At 65.1% G+C, this 16,943-nt stretch carries 12 protein-coding genes; 6 read left to right on the forward strand and 6 right to left on the reverse strand.

Going from position 1 to position 16,943, the window contains the following annotated elements; genetic code table 11:
* Positions 1-319 precede the first annotated feature (319 nt).
* From AC5ZG1_RS29375 to AC5ZG1_RS29385, 3 genes are all read left to right on the forward strand, one after another.
* Positions 320-1,456, forward strand: coding sequence for an efflux RND transporter periplasmic adaptor subunit (locus AC5ZG1_RS29375; protein ID WP_456641504.1), 1,137 nt, complete (start codon positions 320-322; stop codon positions 1,454-1,456).
* The gene (locus AC5ZG1_RS29380) at positions 1,453-4,608 is read left to right on the forward strand and encodes an efflux RND transporter permease subunit (protein ID WP_496134852.1); all 3,156 of its coding nucleotides are present in this window, start codon (positions 1,453-1,455) and stop codon (positions 4,606-4,608) included. The genes AC5ZG1_RS29375 and AC5ZG1_RS29380 overlap by 4 nt, the downstream gene beginning before the upstream one ends.
* 243 nt (positions 4,609-4,851) lie before the next feature.
* Positions 4,852-6,042 carry an ABC transporter substrate-binding protein gene (locus AC5ZG1_RS29385; RefSeq protein WP_028167246.1) on the forward strand — a complete coding sequence of 397 codons (1,191 nt, stop codon included), beginning with the start codon at positions 4,852-4,854 and terminating at the stop codon, positions 6,040-6,042.
* A gap of 286 nt (positions 6,043-6,328) precedes the next feature.
* Here the strand turns inward: AC5ZG1_RS29385 and AC5ZG1_RS29390 are convergent, their stop codons facing one another.
* The 3 genes from AC5ZG1_RS29390 to AC5ZG1_RS29400 form a co-directional block, all read right to left on the reverse strand.
* Entirely contained in the window at positions 6,329-7,402 is a 1,074-nt protein-coding gene (locus tag AC5ZG1_RS29390) for a lipocalin-like domain-containing protein (RefSeq protein WP_496134853.1), read from the reverse strand.
* 156 nt (positions 7,403-7,558) lie between these two features.
* Positions 7,559-10,021, reverse strand: a complete 2,463-nt coding sequence (locus tag AC5ZG1_RS29395; RefSeq protein ID WP_496134854.1) for an ABC transporter permease — start codon at positions 10,019-10,021, stop codon at positions 7,559-7,561.
* A complete protein-coding gene (locus tag AC5ZG1_RS29400) occupies positions 10,018-10,692 on the reverse strand; it encodes an ABC transporter ATP-binding protein (protein WP_130227312.1) in 675 nt (224 codons plus the stop codon). The genes AC5ZG1_RS29395 and AC5ZG1_RS29400 overlap by 4 nt, the downstream gene beginning before the upstream one ends.
* Before the next feature lie 145 nt (positions 10,693-10,837).
* Here AC5ZG1_RS29400 and AC5ZG1_RS29405 point away from each other — a divergent pair, with 145 nt between their 5' ends.
* Positions 10,838-12,130 carry an MFS transporter gene (locus tag AC5ZG1_RS29405; RefSeq protein ID WP_496134855.1) on the forward strand — a complete coding sequence of 431 codons (1,293 nt, stop codon included), beginning with the start codon at positions 10,838-10,840 and terminating at the stop codon, positions 12,128-12,130.
* Positions 12,131-12,525: 395 nt separating this feature from the next.
* The gene (locus AC5ZG1_RS29410; RefSeq protein WP_496134879.1) at positions 12,526-13,038 is read left to right on the forward strand and encodes a DUF992 domain-containing protein; all 513 of its coding nucleotides are present in this window, start codon (positions 12,526-12,528) and stop codon (positions 13,036-13,038) included.
* Positions 13,039-13,232: 194 nt separating this feature from the next.
* On the opposite strand, the gene AC5ZG1_RS29415 is transcribed toward AC5ZG1_RS29410, so the two are convergent.
* Complete coding sequence (locus AC5ZG1_RS29415) at positions 13,233-14,951, reverse strand: N-acyl-D-amino-acid deacylase family protein (RefSeq protein ID WP_496134856.1); 1,719 nt, start codon at positions 14,949-14,951, stop codon at positions 13,233-13,235.
* A 130-nt stretch (positions 14,952-15,081) separates the two neighbouring features.
* Complete coding sequence (locus AC5ZG1_RS29420; RefSeq protein WP_028167238.1) at positions 15,082-15,276, reverse strand: hypothetical protein; 195 nt, start codon at positions 15,274-15,276, stop codon at positions 15,082-15,084.
* Positions 15,277-15,446: 170 nt separating this feature from the next.
* Between AC5ZG1_RS29420 and AC5ZG1_RS29425 the strand changes: the two genes are divergently transcribed.
* Positions 15,447-15,653 (forward strand): hypothetical protein, encoded by a 207-nt coding sequence (locus AC5ZG1_RS29425; protein WP_496134857.1) that lies wholly within the window; start codon positions 15,447-15,449, stop codon positions 15,651-15,653.
* Between the two features lie 11 nt (positions 15,654-15,664).
* Here AC5ZG1_RS29425 and AC5ZG1_RS29430 read toward each other — a convergent pair whose 3' ends face one another.
* Positions 15,665-16,888 (reverse strand): MFS transporter, encoded by a 1,224-nt coding sequence (locus AC5ZG1_RS29430; protein WP_496134858.1) that lies wholly within the window; start codon positions 16,886-16,888, stop codon positions 15,665-15,667.
* Positions 16,889-16,943: the final 55 nt, after the last annotated feature.

Consider the following 16,943-nt stretch of genomic DNA (forward strand, 5'->3'; position numbering starts at 1 on the left):
CAATCTAACGGAGCCGGAACGGCTCGTCATGCCCTTAGATGCGCCATCGGCGTCTCCGGAGTCGAGCTTTGCGGAGGCGAACGCCGCTTGCGTCGGCGTGCGGCCTCGAAAAATGGACAATGATTTTGCTTGATCCCGTCCCTCTCTTGAACAGACTGGCTTCCGGTCACATCTTTGACCTCCGCTGCGTGTAAGGTGCGCATCCGAGGAGCGCATGGGGCGCATCGGCTGTGCTGTTCAGGGGGAGATCGACTTGGGCGCGACCGACAGGACGGGGAACCTCACGGCCAACTCACGGCGCGGCGTCAGCGCGCTTGGCTTGCTCATTGCCTTGGCAACGTCTGCCTTGGCATTGTCGGGCTGTGGCGACAAGCAGCAGCCACAGGCGGCGGCGCCGGCCCCTGCGGTCACGGTGGCGCAGCCGACCAAGCGCACGGTCACGGATTGGGACGAATTCACCGGGCGGTTCGAAGCGATCGAGGAGGTCCAGGTTCGCGCCCGCGTCGGCGGCTTCGTCACCAGCGTCGAGTTTCGCGATGGCGCCATCGTCCGCGCCGGCGACCTGCTTTACGTGATCGACCCGCGCCCGTTCGAGGCGGTCGCCAAGCAGGCCGAGGGACAACTTGCGGACGCGCGTGCCAAGGCAGAGCTCGCCAAGCGCGAGCTCGACCGCGGCCTGAACCTGGTTCAGACCAGTGCAGTCTCCGAACAGGTCGTCGACCAGCGCCGTCAGGCCTTGCAGGCAGCCCATGCCGCCGAGACGCAGGCCGAGGGCGCGCTCAAGGCAGCCCAGCTCAACATCGAATTCACCCATGTGCTGGCGCCGCTCACCGGCCGCGTCAGCCGCCATCTCGTCAGCGTCGGCAATCTTGTGCAGGGCAGCGAGGGCGGCGCGACCCTGCTCACCTCGATCGTGTCGCTCGACCCGATCTACATCTATTTCGACGTCGACGAGGCGACCTATCTGCGGAACAACCGGCTCTGGTTCGAGGGCAAACGGCCGAGTTCGCGCGATACGCCCAATCCGGTCCAGGTGACGCTGACCGGCGAAACCAGGCCCTCGCACGAAGGCAAGATGGATTTCCTCGACAACCGGCTGGATGTCTCGACCGCCACCCTGCGCAGCCGCGCGGTGATTCCGAACAAGGATCTCTCGATCCTGCCCGGACAGTTCGGCCGCGTGCGGATCATCGGCAGCTCGCCTTATGAGGCGCTGCTCGTGCCCGACACGGCTGTCGCCACCGACCAGTCGCGCAAGATCGTGTTCGTGGTCAAGGACGACGACACGGTGGAGGCAAAGCCCGTGACGCTCGGCCCGCTCGACGAAGGTCTGCGCGTGGTCCGCGAAGGCCTCAAGGCGGACGACCGTGTGATCGTCGATGGCCTGCAGCGCGCTCGCGTCGGCGCCAAGGTGAGCCCGCATCCCGCACAAGCCGCGAGCGGTGGCAAATCATGAACCTCGGGCGGCTTTCCATCAACCAGCCCATCCTGGCGATGGTGCTGTCGATCGTGCTCCTGATCGTCGGCGCGATCGCCTACACCACCCTGCCGGTCTCGGAATATCCGCAAGTGGTGCCACCCACCGTGGTAGTCACCACCAATTATCCCGGCGCCTCCGCGCAGACCGTCTCCGACACCGTCGCTGCCCCGATCGAGCAGGAGATCAACGGCGTCGAGGACATGCTGTATCTCTACAGCCAGGCCACCTCGAACGGCCAGCTCACCATTACCGTCACCTTCAAGCTTGGCACCAACCTCGACACCGCCCAGGTGCTGGTGCAGAACCGCGTCGCGATCGCGCAGCCGCGGCTGCCCGAAGAGGTGCAGCGCAACGGCGTGACCACGCGCAAGAACAGCCCTGATATCCTGATGGTCGTATTCATGCTGTCGCCCGATGACAGCTTCGACCAGCTCTACATCTCCAACTACGCGCTGCTGCAGGTCCGCGACCAGTTGCTCCGGCTCGACGGCGTCGGCGACATCCAGATCTTCGGCGCGCGCGATTACTCGATGCGGCTGTGGCTGGATCCCGACCGCCTCGCCAATCTCGGCTTGACCTCAACCGAGGTGCTGGCGGCGATCCGCGCGCAGAACCTGCAGATCGCGGGCGGACAGATCGCGGAGCCGCCGATAGCGGATCGCGCGTTCCAGCCCAACCTTGTCTTTACCGGCCGTCTCAAGGATCCCAGGCAGTTCGAGGATATCGTGGTCAGGGCCGGCGCCGACGGCCGCACCGTGCGCCTGCGCGACGTTGCCCGCGTCGAACTTGGCGCGCTGTCCTATAGCACCAACAGCTTCCTGCTCAAGAAATCGGCGGTCGGCATGCTGGTGACGCAGCGGCCCGGCTCGAACGCGCTCGCCACCGCCAAGGAAATCTCCGATACGATGGTCAAGCTCAAGGCGAGCTTCCCGAAAGGGCTCGACTACAATATCGGCTACAACCCGACCGAATTCATCGCACAATCCATCCACGAGCTGATCAAGACCATCTACGAGGCGATGCTGCTCGTCGTCATCGTGGTGCTGGTGTTCCTGCAGGGCTGGCGGCCGGCGATCATTCCGATCATCGCGATCCCGGTGTCGCTGGTCGGTACCTTCGCGGTGATGGCTGCGCTCGGCTTCTCGATCAACAATCTGACGCTGTTCGGCCTGGTGCTGGCGGTCGGCATCGTGGTCGACGACGCCATCGTGGTGGTCGAGAATGTCGAGCGGCACCTCGAGCACGGAATGAGCCGGCGCGATGCCGCGCTCAAGACGATGGAGGAGGTCGGCGGAGCGCTGGTCTCGATCGCGCTGGTGCTGTGTGCGGTGTTCGTGCCGACCGCATTCCTCGGCGGCATCTCGGGCCAGTTCTTCCAGCAATTCGCCGTCACCATTGCGGTCGCAACCGCGATCTCCTGCTTCTGCTCGCTGACGCTGTCGCCGGCGCTGGCCTCGCTGATCCTGGTGCCGCATGAGGAGAAGCGGCCGGCGGCGCGCTGGAATATCATTGCCCGTGGCTGGGAGAAGTTCACGGGCGTCTTCAACCGCCTGTTCGACCGGCTGTCGCATGGCTATGCCGCAGCGGCCGACTTCGTGATCCGCCATACGGCGGTGATGCTGCTGATCTATGTCGCGCTGATCGGCAGCGCCGGCTGGTTGCTCGCGACCACGGCACAGGGCTTCATTCCGGCGCAGGATCGGGGCTACATCATCGTGTCGGTGCAATTGCCGGGGGCGGCATCGCTGGCTCGCACCACGGCTGTGGTGCGCGAGATCGAGCGGATCGCGCTCGACACGCCGGGCATCGTGCGCGTCGCGGCCTTTGCCGGCTTCTCGGGCGCGACACGCACGCAGTCGGGCAATGCCGCGGCGCTGTTCCCCGTGTTCGATGAGCCGGAGGCGCGCCAGAAGAAGGGGTTGTCGGCGACCGCGATCACGGCCGAGCTGCGCAAGCGCCTGTCTGTGATCCAGGGGGCCTTCATCATCGTGATCCCGCCGCCTGCGGTGCCGGGTATCGGCACCGGCGGCGGCTTCACCATCCGTATCCAGGATCGGCAGGGCCGCGGCCCCGAGCTGCTGGCCGCCGCGACCGACGAACTTGTCGCTGCCGCCCGCAAGTCGCCATATCTCACCTCGGTGTTCTCGCCGTTCACCGCGAATACGCCGCAAGTGTTCGTCGACATCGACCGCATCAAGGCGCAGAAGCTCGGCGTGCCGATCGCAAGCATCAACGACACCATCCAGACCTATTTCGGCTCGACCTACGTCAACGACTTCAACCTGTTCGGCCGCACCTATCACGTCACCGCGCAGGCTGACCTGCCGTTCCGCAAGGAAACCTCCGATCTCGCGCGGCTGCGGACACGCAATGCCGCGGGCGACATGGTGCTGCTCGGCAGCCTGGTCGAATTCCGCGACGTCTCCGGGCCCGACCGCGTCGCGCGCTACAACCTCTATTCGGCATCCGAGCTGCAGGGCGAGCCGGCGCCCGGCACGAGTTCGCAGACCGCACTCGACACCATCAAGCAGCTCGCCGATGCAACGCTGCCGAGCGGTTTTGCGTTCGAGTGGACCGACCTGTCGTATCAGCAAATCACCGGCGGCAATGCCGGGCTCTACGTGTTCCCGATCTGCGTGCTGTTCGTCTATCTCGTGCTCGCCGCGCAATATGGCAGCTGGAGCCTGCCGTTTGCGGTGATCCTGATCGTGCCGATGTGCCTGCTGGCTGCGACCATCGGCGTGCGCATCATGGGGCAGGACGTCAACATCCTGACCCAGATCGGTTTCGTCGTGCTGGTCGGCCTCGCCGCCAAGAACGCGATCTTGATCGTCGAGTTCGCGCGCGACATCGAGGCCGAGGGCAAGCCGCGGCTGGAGGCGGTGATCGAGGCCTGCCGCCTGCGGCTGCGGCCGATCCTGATGACGTCGTTCGCCTTCATCCTCGGCGTGCTGCCATTGGTGGTCTCGACCGGCTCGGGCTCGGAGATGCGCCAGGCGGTCGGGGTCGCCGTGTTCTTCGGCATGCTCGGCGTCACCCTGTTCGGCCTGATCTTCACGCCGATCTTCTACATGGTGGTGCGCGGGCTCGCCGATCCCAGGCATCCGAAGAAGCCGGTGGAAGCTTGAGGCGGGGGCCGCTTACCGTCGCCGTCATTCCGGGGCATCGCGAAGCGATGAGCCCGGAATCCATTTCTCCGCCAGCGTATGCCGCCCGATGGATTCCGGGTTCGCGCTTCGCGCGCCCCGGAATGACGAGAAGAGAGGTCGGCGCAAGCCCCACTAATGGCTGAGCCGAAAGTGATGGGCAGCCGCAGGGTTATAAAATATCATTCGCTGATATTCCGAACAGAAACTGCAGGGAGATCATTTATGAAATCGGGATTGCTCGCCGCCGTCGCCCTTGGCGGCCTTTTGCTGTCAACTCCGAGTTTTGCCCAAGGCGTCAAGATCGGCATCCTGAACGACCAGTCCGGCGTCTATGCCGATTACGGCGGCAAGTATTCGCTCGAGGCTGCCAGGATGGCGATCGAAGATTTCGGCGGCGAGGTGCTGGGGCACAAGATCGAGCTCGTCACAGCCGATCACCAGAACAAGCCCGATCTCGCCTCTGCGATCGCGCGGCGCTGGTACGATACCGAAGGCGTCGACATGATCACCGAGCTGACCACCTCTTCGGTGGCGCTCGCGGTCCAGGAACTCTCCAACGAGAAGAAGAAGATCGACATCGTCGTGGGCGCGGCGACCTCCCGCATCACAGGCGATGCCTGCACGCCCTACGGTTTCCACTGGGCCTATGACACCCGCGCCCTGGCGGTGGGCACCGGCGGCGCGCTGGTGCAGGCGGGCGGCGATACCTGGTTTTTCCTGACTGCCGACTACGCCTTCGGCTACGCGCTGGAAAAGGACACCAGCGACATCGTCAAGGAAAAGGGCGGCAAGGTGCTGGGCTCGGTGCGCGTGCCGCTGAACTCGTCGGATTTCTCGTCCTTCCTGCTGCAGGCGCAGAGCTCGAAGGCGAAGATCGTAGGCCTTGCCAATGCCGGCCTCGACACCACCAACTCGATCAAGCAGGCGGCCGAGTTCGGCATCGTCAAGAGCGGGCAGAAGCTTGCTGGCCTGCTGATGACGCTGTCCGAGGTCCACGGGCTCGGGCTGGAAGCCGCGCAGGGTCTTGTGCTCACCGAAGGGTTTTACTGGGACCACGACGACGCCTCGCGCGCCTTCAGCGAACGCTTCATCAAGCGCACCGGCCACATGCCGAGCATGATCCACGCCGGCACCTATTCGGCGACGCTGTCCTATCTGAAAGCCGTGAAGGCCGCCGGAACCAAGGACAGCGATAAGGTGGCGAAAAAGCTGAAGGAGCTGCCGGTCGACGACGCCTTCGCGAAGGGCAAGGTGCAGGAGAACGGCCGCATGGTGCACGACCTCTACCTGTTCGAGGTCAAGAAGCCCTCGGAATCGAAGAAGCCGTGGGACTATTACAAGCAGCTCGCCGTGGTGCCCGGCGACAAGGCCTTCTTCACCGCCAAGGAAAGCGGCTGCCCGCTGACGAAGTGATGCTTAGCTAACAGACTTGTAGGGTGGGCAAGGCGAAGCGTGCCCACCTTCAAGCACTCCGCTCGTGAGGGTGGGCACGCTGCGCTTTGCCCACCCTGCGCAAGCTGGCAAACCAATCACCGGTGTCGTCCCCGCGAAGGCGGGGACCCATAGCCACAGGCGGTCGTGGTGGCGTGCACAAGCCGTTGCAGCGGAGCACACTATGAACGCCTGTGGTTATGGATCCCGGGTCAAGCCCGGGACGACGGCGGAGTTTGAGGCGCTGTTGACGCTCACCGCGGCGAATTCAATACCCCGTCAGTTCGAGATAGCCGACGCCGGCATGGCTGCCGGCAAAGCTGATCGGGCCCTCCCAGTAGGAAAAACCCGTTCCCATCCAGCTTCGCGCGTTGAGCGGCCTGGTTTCGATCTTGACCCCGCGCGCAGGAATTTCGATACGCCATGCCGTCGGCACCTTGCGGCCGCCGATCTCGGTGGAGGCGATCGGCATGATGCTGTTATCGCTTGAAGCGATCTCGCTGGAACGGCCGTCCGGTTCGATCCAGTTGCCGAACAGGTTGCTCTTGCCGTCCTTCTGGCGCAGCCGGTAGAGCATCAGCTTTTCATCATTGGGCAGATGCAGCGAGAACCAGTCCCAGCCGGTCTGGTCGGACGCGAGCGGCTGGCTGCTCCATTCGCGGTCCATCCAGGCCTGCCCGGTGACGTCGACAGGCTTGTCGTCGATGACGATGCGGCCGGCCGCCTTGAAGAAGGGTTGGCTGTAGTAATAGGACGCCTGTCCGCGATCGGACTTCCTGCTGTAGCCGCGGTCGCCCTGCAGCACCAGCGCCCGCTCCGCATCGAGCCGGAGCTCGTAACTGAAATCTGCGCCCGTCGCGCTCAGTTTCAGCGGCGCCACTTTGTCCGCATTGAAGCCGTCGAGCCCACGCATCTCCCAGGCATCGATCCAGCCGACCAACGGACTCGTCTCGACGCCGGCCTGCCCGACGCCGCCGCGCGCAAATGTTTCGGAATAACGGTGCGTGTCGGCGCGGGTGACCGCGGCGTGTCCCATCCAGATTTGCTGGTTGGCCCAGCCTTCAAGCTGCGCGCCGGCGCGCATCGCCTGCCGGAACAGCGTCCATTGCACGCCATGGGCCGCGCCAGCCGGATCAACGAGGTTCGCGGTCACATACCACCACTCGATGCGGAATTCCGGATGCGGGCCGTGATCGAGAGGAAAGACGAAACGCTTGCCAGGCACGACCGGCGCGAACCCGTCGGCGGTCTCGCCGAGCCCGGCGAAACCCTGCGCATGCGCATGGCTTCCAAGGCCAACTGCGAGCGCGCCGCCGACGAACGCCCGGCGCGAGATTTTCACCTCTCCCGCTTGCGGGAGAGGTCGGCGCGAAGCGCCGGGTGAGGGCTCTCTCCACACGGACAGTCCCATCGTGGAGACACCCTCACCCCAGCCCTCCCCCGCAAGCGGGGGAGGGAGCGCAGCCTCCATTGCGGATGCAATTCGGCCCAGTCTCATTTAGCGCTCATTGACGAAGATGCGGATCAGATTGGCCGGCTGCATCCGCGCCAGCCGGATGACAGGCAATAGCGCAGCCAACAGCGCCGCCGCCAGGGCAACGCCGAGCAGTTCCACCAGTTGCAACGGGAACACCTGGAACGGCAACCGCCAGCCGAAAGCTTTCACATTCACGACCGCGAGCAGGCACCACGCCACCAGAAGGCCGAGCGGCAGCGCAAACAGCGAGGTGATCAGCGCCACCGCCATTGTCTTCAGCAATTCGATCCGCGCGAGCCTCTCGCGCGTCAGCCCGATCGCCCACAGCGGCGCAAGTTGCGGTAGGCGGGAATTCGCCAGCGTCAGGAGGCTCGTGAGCAGCGCGACGCCGGCGACGCCGAGCGTGAAGGTGTTGAGTGCTGACGTAACCGAGAAGGTGCGGTTGAAGATGCGTTTCGACTCCGCCTTCACCGTCGTCTGATCAGCGACGCTGCGGTCATCGAGGCCGAACTTCTGCTGCAGCTCGGCAATCAGCGCGGGCACGGCGGGCGGTGGGACGCGGAGGCCGAACCGTGTCTGCGGCACTTCCGGAAAGTGCCGCGTCAGCGCGGCAAAGTTCACCGCCACCTGGCCCTTGGGATTGCCGTAGTCGGCATAGATGCCGACGATCTCGAGCGGCCAGTTGCCGCCCGGCGCGGGCACCTCGATCCGGTCGCCGATCGCAAGCTTCAGCCGCCGCGACAATTGCTCGCTGGCAAAGCAGGTGTCGCCGGCGCGCAGGCGGTCCCATCCATCCGATCGCGACTCCAGCAGCGGCCAGTTGTCGCGAAAGGTGGCCTGATCGGGCAGGCCGAGCACCTCGATCGGCATGCCCGCAAGCTGCGCATCCGCGCGGCCGCCGGGCAGGATCGCCTGCACCTCGCTCCGCCCGCGCAGCCAGGTCTTGATCTCACTTGCCTGCGCATCACTGGCCGCGTTGACATAGACATCGGCAGCGAGCCGTCCGTCGAGCCAGACCAGGAAAGTGCGGCTGAAACTCTCCACCATGGTACCGACGCCGACATTGACTGCGAGCGCAAGCAACAGCGCCATCAGCGCCAGTGACAATCCCGAGAGCTGCTGGCGGCTGTCGGCCCAGAACCAGATACTGACCGGCCGCCCGGCGCTGCGTTGGCCGAGCGCAAGTGCGATCTCCAGAATCATCGGCAGGATCAGCGCGGCGCCGAGCATCAGCGCGGCGAGCACGGCAAAGCCCGAGAGCAGGGAATCGCCGAACCAGAGAAAGCCGCCGGCCACGGCAAAGGCGGCAAGCGCGGCAGCGCTCTGAAACACCAGCCAGCGCCGCTGCGCCTGCTGCCAGGCCTGCGGCTGCGCCGATGATAGCACCGGCATGCGGATCGCCTTGGCAAGGCTCGCGGCGGCGGCCGCCAGCGCGCCGAGGATGCTGATCGCGATGCCGGCGAGCCACCACTCGCCCTTCAATGTCAGTTGTCCCGGAATCTGCGCGCCATACAGCCCGCGCAACGAGGCCGCGACGTCGGGTAGCAGCGCGGCGGCGATGACATACCCGCACATCAGTCCCACCAGGCCCGCGACCAGCGCGAGCGATACCAGCTCGGCTACCAGCACGCTGTTCAGCATCCGCGCCGACACGCCGCAGGCGCGCAAGGTGCGCAGCATCGGCAGCCGCTGCTCGAAGGCAAGCCCGATCGCGGAGTTGACGATGAAGAGGCCAACGAAGAACGACAACAGCCCGAACGCGGTCAGGTTGAGATGGAAGCTGTCGGTGAGGCGCTCGAGATCGGTTTCCGCGTTGGGCTCGACCAGGCGCAGCCGGTCGCCTGCGATGCTTTCGAGCGGCGCGCGCCTGGCGCTGGATTTGCCGATCAGCACGCGCGAGGTTTGATCCGGCATCTTCAGGATCTGCTGCGCGATCCCGATATCGACGACGAGCACGCCGGGCACGAGCTGCGCCTGCACGCGGAGTGGCGGCAGCAGCACGCCGCCATTCGACGATGGCCGCTCGCCCTCTTTGAGGCCAAGGTCTGCCAGCGTCTCCGGCGCCACCAGCATTTCACCGGGCGGCGTGACAAAGGACTGCAGATCAGTCCGGCCGATCACCGGCGCAGTGCTGACTTCGCCCGGCAGCGTCACCGGCTCGATGCCGAGCAGCCGGAACGATCGTCCGCCGATCTGCAGGCGCCCCTCGACCACGGGCGAGACCGGCCAGCCGGCGCGGCGCAGATCCACAAAGAGGTGTTGCGGAAAACTGGTGCTGTCGCGACTGACGAGCATCGCGGTGCGGGTGCCGCCGAAGGTCGCCGCCGCCCGATCATAGGCGTTGCGCGCCTGCTGGTTCAGCGCCTGCACGCCGCTCCACAGCGCGGTCGCGGAGATCAATCCGATCAGCAGCGTCGCAAGCTGCATCGGATGCCGACGCCAATGGCTGAGGAGAACTGCCAGCGTCCACAGCGCCCGGCTCATGCGATCACCCCCGCATGCAAATTGACCCGGCGGTCGAGCAATGCTGCGAGCCGCGCGCTATGCGTCACCATCAGGAAGCCGCACCCGGTCCGCGCCACCAGATCGCGCGCCAGCGCCAGCACCTCGTCGGCGGTCTCTTCGTCGAGATTGCCGGTCGGCTCGTCTGCGAGCAGCAGCAGCGGCTTGGGCGCCAGCGCGCGGCCGATCGCGACGCGCTGCTGCTGGCCGCCGGACAATTGCTCCGGATATCGCTTCAAGAGCTGCGCCAGTCCAAGCCGCTGCACCAGTTCGTCGTGCCATTTCGGATCATGCCGTCCGGCGATCCGCGACTGAAAGGTAAGATTGTCCGAAACCATCAGGCTCGGGATCAGGTTGAATTGCTGGAACACCAATCCCAGCCGGTCGCGACGCAGTGCAGCACGACCGGCCTCGCCGAGGTTGGAAAGGCTGACGCCGTCGAGAACGATCTCGCCGCCATCGGCGGCATCGAGCCCGGCGATCAGGTGCAACAGCGTGCTCTTGCCGCTGCCGGATTCGCCGGTCAGCGCCACGCTTTCGCCGGCGGCAACCGCAAGGTTGACGCCGCGCAGCACCGCGATGTCCTCGCCGGCCGAACGATAGCTTTTCCTCAGGCCGGTGACCTCGAGCACGGGACGATTTCCACTTGGCATGCGCTGTCGATGCCACGGCAGGGCCGGCAGGTCAAAATCCGCGGTTGCCTTGTCAGGAAACCCAAGGCTAGCATCGGGCAGAACCTGGCCGACAGAGCCGAACAACCGAGCCGAGCAAGCGAGAAAACCACGGGGAGAACCAAGCATGACCGCACAGCCGACGCCGAAAGGCGCCTGGAAGATCACCTTCCTCCTGTTCCTGTTCATGCTGGTGAACTTCGCGGATAAGATCGTGGTCGGCCTCGCCGGCGTGCCGATCATGACCGAACTGAAACTCGATCCGGAGCAGTTCGGCCTGCTCGGCTCCTCCTTCTTCTTCCTCTTCTCGATCTCGGCCATCGTGGTCGGCTTCATCGTCAACCGCGTCGAGACCCGCTGGGTGCTGCTGGTGCTGGCGCTGATCTGGGCGCTGGCGCAGTTCCCGATGGTCGGCACCGTCGGCTTCGCCACGCTTCTGATCTGCCGCATCATCCTCGGTGCGGGCGAGGGGCCCGCGGCGTCGGTGGCGGCGCATGCCATCTTCAAATGGTTCCCCGACGAGAAGCGAACCTTGCCGATTGCGATCCTGTCGCAGGGCTCGGCGTTCGGCGTGATCCTGGCGGTCCCGGCGCTGAACTGGATCATCGTCAATCACGACTGGCACTATGCGTTCGGCGCCCTCGGGATCGTCGGGCTGATGTGGGTGGTGGCGTGGGCGATCCTCGGCAAGGAAGGCCCGCTGGTGGAGAGCGCGGCGACGGCGGCCAGCGAGCAGCGCATTCCCTATTCGCGGCTTCTCACCTCGCGGACCTTCGTCGGCTGCGTTGCCGCCACCTTCGGCGCGTACTGGGCGCTATCGCTTGGGCTCACCTGGTTCACGCCCTTCATCGTCAAGGGACTCGGCTATTCGCAGCATCAGGCCGGCTTCGTTTCGATCCTGCCATGGGTGTTCGGCGCCGTCGTCGTCATGCTCACGGGCTGGGTTTCGCAGTCGTTGCTGGCGCGCGGTTTCACCACCCGCGGCGCGCGCGGCGTGCTCGGCTCGGTGCCGCTGATCGTCGGCGGCATCATCATGGCCATCATGCCCCATGTCGCGCCGGGCGGAATGACGATCGCGCTGCTCGTCTTCGGCTCCGGTCTCTGCGGGTCGATCTATGTGGTCTGTGCACCGATGATCGGCGAGTTCACGCCGGTGTCGCAGCGCGGCGCCGTGATCTCGATCTATGGCGCGCTCTACACGCTTGCCGGCGTCGTGGCGCCGGCGGTCATGGGCAGCGTGATCCAGCACGCGGGGAATCTGTTCGACGGCTACATGACCGGCTTCACCATCAACGCCGCGATCATGATCACATCCGGATTGCTCGGCCTGCTCTTGCTCTGGCCCAACACCGAACGCGCAAGGCTGCGCGGCGAAGTGGTGCCCTCAAGCGAATTGAAGAGCGCGATATCGCCGACATAGTTTCGGTGTAGTGAGGCTAACACAGCATCCGCACACTCGAACCGCCTCTCCCCTTGTGGGAGAGGCCGGATTTCGCGCGTCAGCGGGAAATCCGGGTGAGGGGTATGCCTCCACGAGTCGTGGTCCCTCGATAGGCCGCACCCCTCACCCGCATCGCATTCCGCTTCGCTGCATGCGATACGGCCTCTCCCACAAGGGGAGAGGGGAGCGCGCAGCGCCGTTCTCGCGCTTTCTTCGCGCCGTTTTCGTGGGGCAGGCAAAGCGACTTGTCCGCCGTAACTCGAACAGCGAAGGCAAAGTCAGCATCATCACCCGATTGTGGATGTCTGCCGAGGTTTCCCCGAGTTACAAGCGAGCGTTGAAATGTCAGATGGAGTGTCGCAGTGAACAAGAAAGTGATATTCAGAACGCTGAATGGCCTTGCAATCGGGGGAGCCTTGGCACTGGGGTTGGCAGCCGTTCCGGCTACGGCTCAGCAGCCGGGGCGAGTGAGGGTCGGAACGCTTTCCTGCAATATCGCCCCTAGCGTCGGCATGGTTATCGGGGGACAGCAGCAACTGAGCTGCATCTATGCATCTGCACGAGGCAGGACGCGTGACGCCTACCAGGGCACTATCAGCACGTTTGGGCTGGACATCGGTGCAACGTCCGGCGGTCAACTTGCGTGGGCCGTCTTTGCGCCGACCACGCTGCGCCGGGGAGCGCTGGCAGGAAGCTATGGTGGCGCCACCGTCGACGGTACGATTGGCGTCGGACTGGGAGCCAACGTCCTGATCGGAGGTTCAGACCGCACTGTCAGCTTGCAGCCGGTGTCGGTCGAGGCGCAGACCGGCCTGAATGTCGCAGCAGGTATATCCAACATGGAGCTACGGCCGGCCGCGCCGCCCGCACGTCGAAGACCCTCATGAGCCAACCATAATCGGCGCTGCCAAAGTTCTGCGGCAGTGTGCCTGATCGGGTAAGCACCATTTCGTCCTTGTAGGGTGGGCAAAGCGACTTGTCCGCCGTAGCTCGAACAGCGAAAGCGTGCCCACCATTGCGAGCACGGCGCGTGATGGTGGCACGTCGCTGCGCTCCTTGCCCACTCTACGCCGCTACGCACCTAATGCATCGCCTGCGTACCGCGAATAAGCCGGCCTGGCCTTGCGCCGGTGGCCGCGCCGCCGCGCTGCGTCACTACGCCCGAGACGATCGTCGCGTCATAGCCGTCGACCTGCTGCAACAATCGGCGGCCGCCGACGGGGAGATCGTAATGGACCTTTGGCGGATGCAGATGCAGCCGGTCGTAATCGATCACGTTGACGTCGGCTTTGTAGCCGGGCGCGATCAGGCCGCGATCGGCGAGGCCGACCGAGAGCGCGGTCTTGCGCGATTGCACCGCGATCACGAAGGGGATCGAGAGCTTCTCGCCGCGGGTGCGGTCGCGGGTCCAGTGCGTCAGCAGATAAGTCGGGAAAGAGGCATCGCAGATGATGCCGCAATGCGCACCGCCGTCGGAGAGGCCGGGCACCGAATTCGGGTCCAGCAGCATCTCGCGGGTCGCGTCGAGATTGCCGTCGGAATAGTTGAGGAACGGCACGTAGAGCATGCCGCGGCCCTCGTCGGTCAGCATCGCGTCATAGGCGAGTTCTTCCGGGCGTTTGCCGAGCCGGCGCGCCTGCGCGCCCAGCGTGTTCTCCGGCGGCTGCTCGTAGTCGGGCGGATTTCCGAGCAGATACATCTTGTCGTAGTTCGGCCGGAAGAACAGCGGATCGTCGGTGTCGGTCGCATTCTCGGCGAGGATCGCGGCGCGCACTTCAGGTTGGCGCAACCGCGCCACCCGCTCCTTGAGCGGCAGGTACGCGATCGCCTTGTAGCTCGCATGGGTCTGGAACGGGTTGCGCGACAATTCAAGCCCGAGCATCAGCCCGACCGGACGCGCGGCGATCTGCGCGGTGATCGACAGCCCGCGGCGGCTTGCCTCGTTGATGGTGTCGAGCGTCTGGCGCCAGCGCCGCGGCGACTTGTCGTTCTGGGTGATCGAGAACGAGATCGGGCATTTCGTGTTCTCCGCCACCCGCAGCATCATCGGCAGGTCTTCGTGGACGGTGGAGAGATCGAGCACGAATTGCAGCACGCTGCGGCCGACGCCATGCATCGCGCCGGCGATCGCGGTCAATTCGTCCTCGCCCGCCTTCAAGGTCGGCGTGAAGTCGCCGGTCGAGGTGCGGTGGTTGAGGGTGCGCGAGGTGGAGAAGCCGAGTGCGCCGGCGCGTACCGCGTCGCCCGCCAGCGCCGCCATCTGCCTGTTATCCTCCACCGTGGAAGGATCGCGCCGCGCGCCGCGTTCGCCCATCACATAGACACGCAGCGCCGCATGCGGCAGTTGCGCGCCGATGTCGACGTCGAAGCTGCGCTTCGACAGCCAGTTCATGTAGTCGGGAAAGCTCTCCCATTCCCAGGGAATGCCGGCGCTCAGGACCGGCTCGGGAATGTCCTCGACGCCTTCCATGAGCTGGATCAGCCTGGTGTGGTCGCTGGGCCGGCACGGCGCAAAGCCGACGCCGCAATTGCCCATGATCGCCGTGGTGACGCCGTTCTGCGAGGAGGGCGTGATGTCCTGGCTCCAGGTCACCTGGCCATCATAGTGGGTGTGAACATCGACGAAGCCTGGCGCCACCAGCTTGCCGCGGGCGTCGATCTCCTCCTTGCCTTTGCTCGCGACCTTGCCAACCTCGGTGATCTTGCCGTCCGTGATCGCCACATCGGCTTCATAGAGGTCCCCGCCGCTGCCGTCCGCAATGGTGCCGCCGCGGATCACGATATCAGGCGCTGAGGTCATGGCGCTTCATCCCGATTTGTTGTTGTTGCCGCGCATCATGGATCGCCCCCCGAGGCTGTCAACCGGCAGTGGTGGGGCTCTGCAATGCGCTATGGCGCCGCAACCTGGAAATATGCGGTGACGTCAAAGCCTAGTCCATGTCGCGGAAAGCGTGACCGTTGGTTTCGATCCTTTTCACAAGATCTGGCGGCAATTCGGCTTGTGCCGCCGTGCCGTCAAATGCCCATTGCTTGGGATCGGCCAGATCAGGAAGACCGGCCCCTTTGCGCACATAGAGGCCTAACGTCGGCTTCTGCGGATTAATGTAGAGATCGTACTCCTGCATTGAGATGTCTCCTCTTCTGTTGCCAGCTCAGGATCGCATCAAGCCGCGTTGGCTCGCCTCCCTGTCAGATTATCGCGATCGGTTACAGCCGTAAGCATTTAGTTCGAGGCAGTGATCGGACCGTAACAGGCGCACCGCAGAGTCCCCTGGTATCACTGCGGAGATCTCTCGTGACCGCGACCACCTTAGCCAACGAGCGCGCGCTTTCCATGCAGTCAGCCGAGGCCGGCGATCACGCTATCGGCGCCACGCGCGTGCCGACACGTCGAGACCGGAGCGTTCGCGCCCTTCAGACCATCTATCTCGGTATCGCCTGTTATGTCGGCCTGAACGATTGCGCGGATCGTCTGGAAGCAATCGCTCGCGAGGACACCTGAAAAATAGGTCGTCAGGCCGCGGCGCGCGCTTCCGATCCCTGCGGCTTGCGGTCGGTGACGAGGGCGAGCAGCACCGTCGCCACCATGAACGCGGCGGACGCGCCGAACACCCAATGCGGCAGGTTGTGGTCCATGATCCAGCCGAACAGCAGCGGGCTTGCGATGCCGCCGAAGTTGAAACCGGTGGAGACGATGCCGAAGGCGCGGCCAGCCGCACCGGGAGGCGCCGCGTTGCGCACCAGCATGTCCCGCGAGGGCGTGATCACGCCGCCGAGGAAGCCGGCCAGGCCGAGCGCTGCGGTCAGCACTGCCGATGGCGCGTTGACCAGCGCTATCAGCAGCACGATCGCGGCATTGACCACAAAGCAGGCCGCCGCCACCTGGCTATGACGGTGGGTGCGGTCGGCGAGATAGCCTCCGGCGAGCACGCCCGCCGCGCTGGCGCCGAGGAACGCGGTCAGCGCGATATTGGCCGACGAGAACGACACGCCATAGCCGCCCATCAGCGCCACCACGCCGAAATTATTGATCCCCGCGCTCGACAGGCTGAGCAGCGTGAAGAACACGGTCAGCACCATGATCGCCGGCGTCATCACGCTGGTTTTCACCTTCTCACTGCCCTCGGGCCTGTCCTTCGCGGCGCCCGCGTCGGGGATGCCCATGACGACGAGCAATAGCGCCACCAGCGGGCCGATAGCGCCGGCCACCATCAGCGCGCCGAGCCCGCCGATTGCCGCGACCAGCGCCGCCATGATCGCCGGCGCCACCGCGCCGCCGAGGAAGCCGGCAAAGGTATGGACCGAGAACGCCCGGCCCATCCGCGCCTCGTCCATATGCGCCGACAGGATCGCGTAGTTGGCAGGGTGATAGACGCTGTTGGCGAGCCCGAGCGCGATCGCGCTTGCGATCAGCGCCGGATAGCTCAAATGCGCACCGAGCCCGATCAGGGCAAAGCCGCCCAGGCAGAGCCCGATCAGGAGGATTTTTCGGGCGCCGATATGGTCAGCGAGATAGCCGATCGGCGCCTGCGTCAGGCCGGAGACCAGCGCGAATACGGTCAGCGCGAAGCCGAGCTCGATATAGCCGACACCGAGCCGCTCTTTCAGGAACGGGAACAGCATCGGCAGCACGAAGATATGGAAATGGCTAACCCAATGGGCGATCGAAATCCCCGTCAGCGTGCGCACCGCGCTGTCGGTCTTCAATTGCTGCGGTGCGGCGAGAACATCAGCCATATCAGTGAGAAGCCCCTAAATGTGACGCCCGGCGGGGCTTGTCTCGAAAATATCG

This window comes from Bradyrhizobium sp. Leo78 (assembly GCF_059512425.1).